Consider the following 3867-nt stretch of genomic DNA (forward strand, 5'->3'; position numbering starts at 1 on the left):
CGCACCGCGTCGGCGAATTCGACGAACCGACGGTGTTGTTTGGTGGCGATGAAGCGGTGCGGGGACATCAATCCTCCTCCAGATAGGTACGCAGCTTCGGCTTCTTCCTGGCTGGTGTCCCAGATGGTGATGGTTCCGGGCTCGTGGGTCTGGGACGGGGGTGATGGTCGGCGACTACGGCGATGCGTTCGTTGATCTGCTCGCGTAACTGTCGGCGTCGTGTCCTCCTGGCGGCCTGGATGTCTTTGAGACTGACGGTGGCGGCAGCGTGGTCGGGGTCGACGGCGGTACAGATGTACTGGTCGTGGTGGAAGACTTTGATCTCGGAGATATCGCGTGGGTCGTAGCGGATGACCACGGGTTCTTTGACGTAGGCCGCCAGCAGTGGGGAGAGATACCGCAACCCCTGGAAATGCACCCCATCGCGGTGGACGACCCGCGGTGTCGCCACGGTGAGCAGCAACAGGTTGAGATCGTCAATCGAGTCGGGCAGACGTGGCAGCCAACCGGTGCCGAGCCAGGCCTGCTGCGGGGTGGTGTTAATCTCCGGGTGAATCCGCTGGTGGTAGGTGCTACTGATAAACGCCCCGATGGCGGCATCCAGCTCCGGGAGAGTCAGCACCGGTTCGGGACGCCGGTGTCCTGGTGCGAGATAACCGGGCAATTCGGCCAGGAGCTCGGTGTTAAGGGTGCGGAAGATCCGCTCGATCTTGCCGCGTCCCTGGGGGCGGGCGACCGCGGAGTAGATGATCTCAAAGTGCAGGTCCCTCGCGGTTTGGGCGAGGTGATGGCTGGTGAAATCCGGGCCGTGATCGACATAGAGCACGTCCGGGATCCCGCACATCGGCCACTCGGGATCACGTTTGGGCCAGATTCCCTGCCGCAGCGCCAGGGCGGTGTTCATCGCCGAGGGGGCACCGAGAAAGACCAGGTAACCGCAGACCGCGCGGGAGTAGTCATCCAGGATCACCGTCAACCAGGGGCGGGCGGGGGCACCGTTGGCGTCCCGAATGAGGAGGTCGAGTGCGGTGTGATCGGTCTGCCAGGTGGCATTGGCCCGCTCGGTCCGGTGTCGCCAGACCAGCTCGAAGGTGTCCCGGTAGGCCACTGGCCCCTGGTGGGCGAGGGTGAGCAGGCCCGGATCCAGGCCAGCGATGATCGAGCGGACGGTGCTGGAGGAGACGGTGTTCCAGCCCTGTTCGGCGGCGATCGCCTTGGCCCTGCGGGTGATCGCCGCTCCTGTCAGCCGTGGTCTGATCAGGGCCAACCCCTCGATCAGGGCATGGAGTTCCGGATGGATCCGTCGCCCCCGGGGTGCTGGTTGGACCGGGGATAACCCGGCTATTCCCTCGGTGCGGTAGGCCGCGTGCCAGCGCTGCAGGGTCCGTAACCCGATCCCTGCCTGGGTGGCCAGCCGGGTCAACGGGATCCCGTCCTCGACGTGTCGGCGCAGTATCTCCCAGCGGGCGGCGGCGGTGTGTTCACGTGCGGAGACGCCGGTGGGTGTCTGGGACCTGCCGCCTGCGCTCATGACTACTCCACCCGGTTCGTTTCCCGCCGACGTCGGGGTGGGGTGACTCCGGCCTCGCGGCGCAAGGTCCGGCAGGCGGTGGTGCGGCTCACACCTAGAACTGTACCGATCTAGGCGAGGGTCATGTCTTTGTGCTCATAGCAGTTTCCGCGCGGTGCGCAGTGTATCTCCACTCAGGAGCGGGGCGGGCCCCTCGGGCGGCCTCGAGCCCGGCTGGGGTTGTCAGAACTCGTCTGTCTAGCTGCCTATCGTGACCTGGGCGAGTGAAGTCGAATTCTGACATTCTGATGCCAGTACTCACCTGCACTGTCCGTCATTTTTCAGAAGCCATGTTCACTCACCAGCACCAGGAGCGAGGTCCTGTCCTTCGGCGGTGTGGGTATCTACCGGTCGGGGAGGTAGGTACCGGTAGAGGGTGGTGCGGGCAATGTTTGTTTTCTCCACGATCTCGCGCATCGAGAATCCTTCATTGCGCAGATGCTCGGCATATTTCAACTTGTCTGGGTCGACCACACTGGGCCTGCCCACCCGCTTGCCCTTCGCCGTGGCCACGGCTCGGGCGTGAGCTGCGCGCTCGAGGGCGTAGGTGCGTTCCATCTGCCCGAACAACGACAGGATCACCACCGCCAGTTGGGCCATCGGATCATGAGGGTCGGAGGAATCGACCTTGATCGGATCGGCCAGGGTGCGTACCCCGACCTCGCGCTCCTGGAGGTCGTGGATCAGGTTGAGGGTGTCGCGAACGGTGCGCCCCAACCGGTCGAGGGTGTGGACGACGATGACATCACCCGCGCGAGCTTGATCCAGTGCCTTGTGGAGTCCCGGGCGGTTGGTGGTGGATCCGGATTTCTTGTCGACGTAGATGTATTTGTCCGCAATACCTTCCTGGCGCAGCGCGTCGACCTGACGGTCGAGGTCTTGTTTTGCGGTCGACACTCGGGCATATCCGATCTTCATGCCGAAATCGTACCGGAAGTATATTCCGCAACGGGTCTGACGGGACAGTCTATTGGGATAACTTGTGGAACAGGCGCGTCCTGGGACAATGAATTTTCAATTCATTGTCAATAGAGGTGTCCCACTTCCAAGGAAGTGGGACACCTTGATCGGTACGTGGGCCGCCGCTGGCCTGGGCCGGAAGCTGCCGGCAATAGCCCTCACCTTTAAATCACGTCGGGAACACCGCCAACTAGGCAGCCACTTCCTTCCTGCGCAGTGAAGGCCTCAGCCTGAAAGTGCAGACGACCTCTGGCAACGACGCCACCCCATGTCGAAGTTAGTTCAGCAACAGCTGTATAGTTCAGCACATGCTGACTATTGCTTCTCGTCTAGACGTGATGAACCGGTTGGGTCGGGCCATGGCGGATCCGACTCGTTCCCGCATTCTCCTGGCGCTGCTGGAGGGGCCGGCCTACCCGGCCGCTCTCGCCCAGGATCTGGAACTGACGCGCTCGAACGTGTCGAACCATCTCGCCTGCCTGAGGGACTGCGGAATTGTTGTCGCCGAACCGCAGGGGCGACAGACCCGCTACGAGATCGTTGATGCTCATCTGGCGCAGGCGTTGAACGCGTTGCTGGATATCACCCTGGCCGTCGATGACAACGCCGAATGCATCGACGCCGGATGCGCCGTACCTGGGTGTGTCACTGGACAGGAGAGTGCGTAGTGGTAACCGGTCTACTGTCGGCGATTGGTCTGTTTATCGCCACCAATATCGACGACATCATCGTGCTCTCGCTGTTTTTTGCCCGCGGGGCGGGGCAAAAAGGGACCACGCTTCGGATTCTGGCTGGTCAGTACCTCGGCTTCATGGGCATCCTCGCGGCCGCAGTCCTGGTCACGCTGGGGGCAGGAGCATTCCTACCTGCTGAGGCGATCCCGTACTTCGGACTAATTCCCCTGGCCCTGGGACTATGGGCGGCCTGGCAGGCCTGGCGAAGCGATGATGACGACGATGATGATGCGAAGATCGCCGGGAAAAAGGTGGGTGTGCTGACCGTCGCCGGTGTGACGTTTGCCAACGGTGGCGACAATATCGGCGTCTACGTCCCGGTCTTCCTCAACGTGGATACTGCCGCCGTCATCATCTACTGCATCGTTTTCCTCGTCCTGGTGGCAGGCCTGGTCCTGCTGGCAAAGTTCGTGGCCACCCGCCCGCCCATCGCAGAAGTCCTTGAGCGCTGGGAGCACGTGCTGTTCCCGATCGTCCTGATCGGCCTGGGCATCTTCATCCTCGTCAGCGGCGGCGCCTTCGGCCTCTAATAAGCCCATCCCGAGCGCCCGGGTGGCCTATCCAGGTGTTGCCATCGGCGTCGACTGAACCGCCATTCGAAGC

General features: G+C 62.7%; 4 protein-coding genes. 2 read left to right on the forward strand and 2 right to left on the reverse strand.

Translation table 11 applies throughout. The features are described from left to right. Positions 1–67: 67 nt before the first annotated feature. Together EAH68_RS14610 and EAH68_RS14615 are read right to left on the reverse strand one after the other, a co-directional pair. Positions 68–1531, reverse strand: coding sequence for a TnsB C-terminal domain-containing protein (locus EAH68_RS14610; RefSeq protein WP_126122059.1), 1464 nt, complete (start codon positions 1529–1531; stop codon positions 68–70). Between the two features lie 333 nt (positions 1532–1864). Next, positions 1865–2488, reverse strand: coding sequence for a recombinase family protein (locus tag EAH68_RS14615; protein WP_042622299.1), 624 nt, complete (start codon positions 2486–2488; stop codon positions 1865–1867). 350 nt (positions 2489–2838) lie between these two features. On the opposite strand from EAH68_RS14615, the gene cmtR reads away from it, so the two are divergent. After that, entirely contained in the window at positions 2839–3198 is a 360-nt protein-coding gene (gene cmtR / locus EAH68_RS14620; protein ID WP_011013963.1) for a Cd(II)/Pb(II)-sensing metalloregulatory transcriptional regulator CmtR, read from the forward strand. Continuing rightward, a complete protein-coding gene (locus EAH68_RS14625; protein WP_206436436.1) occupies positions 3156–3794 on the forward strand; it encodes a cadmium resistance transporter in 639 nt (212 codons plus the stop codon). The genes cmtR and EAH68_RS14625 overlap by 43 nt, the downstream gene beginning before the upstream one ends. Positions 3795–3867: the final 73 nt, after the last annotated feature.

Source organism: Corynebacterium hylobatis (assembly GCF_003955685.1).
In the GTDB taxonomy this organism is placed as follows: Bacteria; Actinomycetota; Actinomycetes; order Mycobacteriales; family Mycobacteriaceae; genus Corynebacterium; species Corynebacterium hylobatis.

Excerpts from the sequence above, each read along its gene's own strand:
- EAH68_RS14615 (WP_042622299.1), bottom strand. The coding sequence starts at position 2,488 with ATGAAGATCGGATATGCCCGAGTGTCGACCGCAAAACAAGACCTCGAC.
- cmtR (WP_011013963.1), top strand. The coding sequence starts at position 2,839 with ATGCTGACTATTGCTTCTCGTCTAGACGTGATGAACCGGTTGGGTCGG.
- EAH68_RS14610 (WP_126122059.1), bottom strand. The coding sequence starts at position 1,531 with ATGAGCGCAGGCGGCAGGTCCCAGACACCCACCGGCGTCTCCGCACGT.
- EAH68_RS14625 (WP_206436436.1), top strand. The coding sequence starts at position 3,156 with ATGCGCCGTACCTGGGTGTGTCACTGGACAGGAGAGTGCGTAGTGGTA.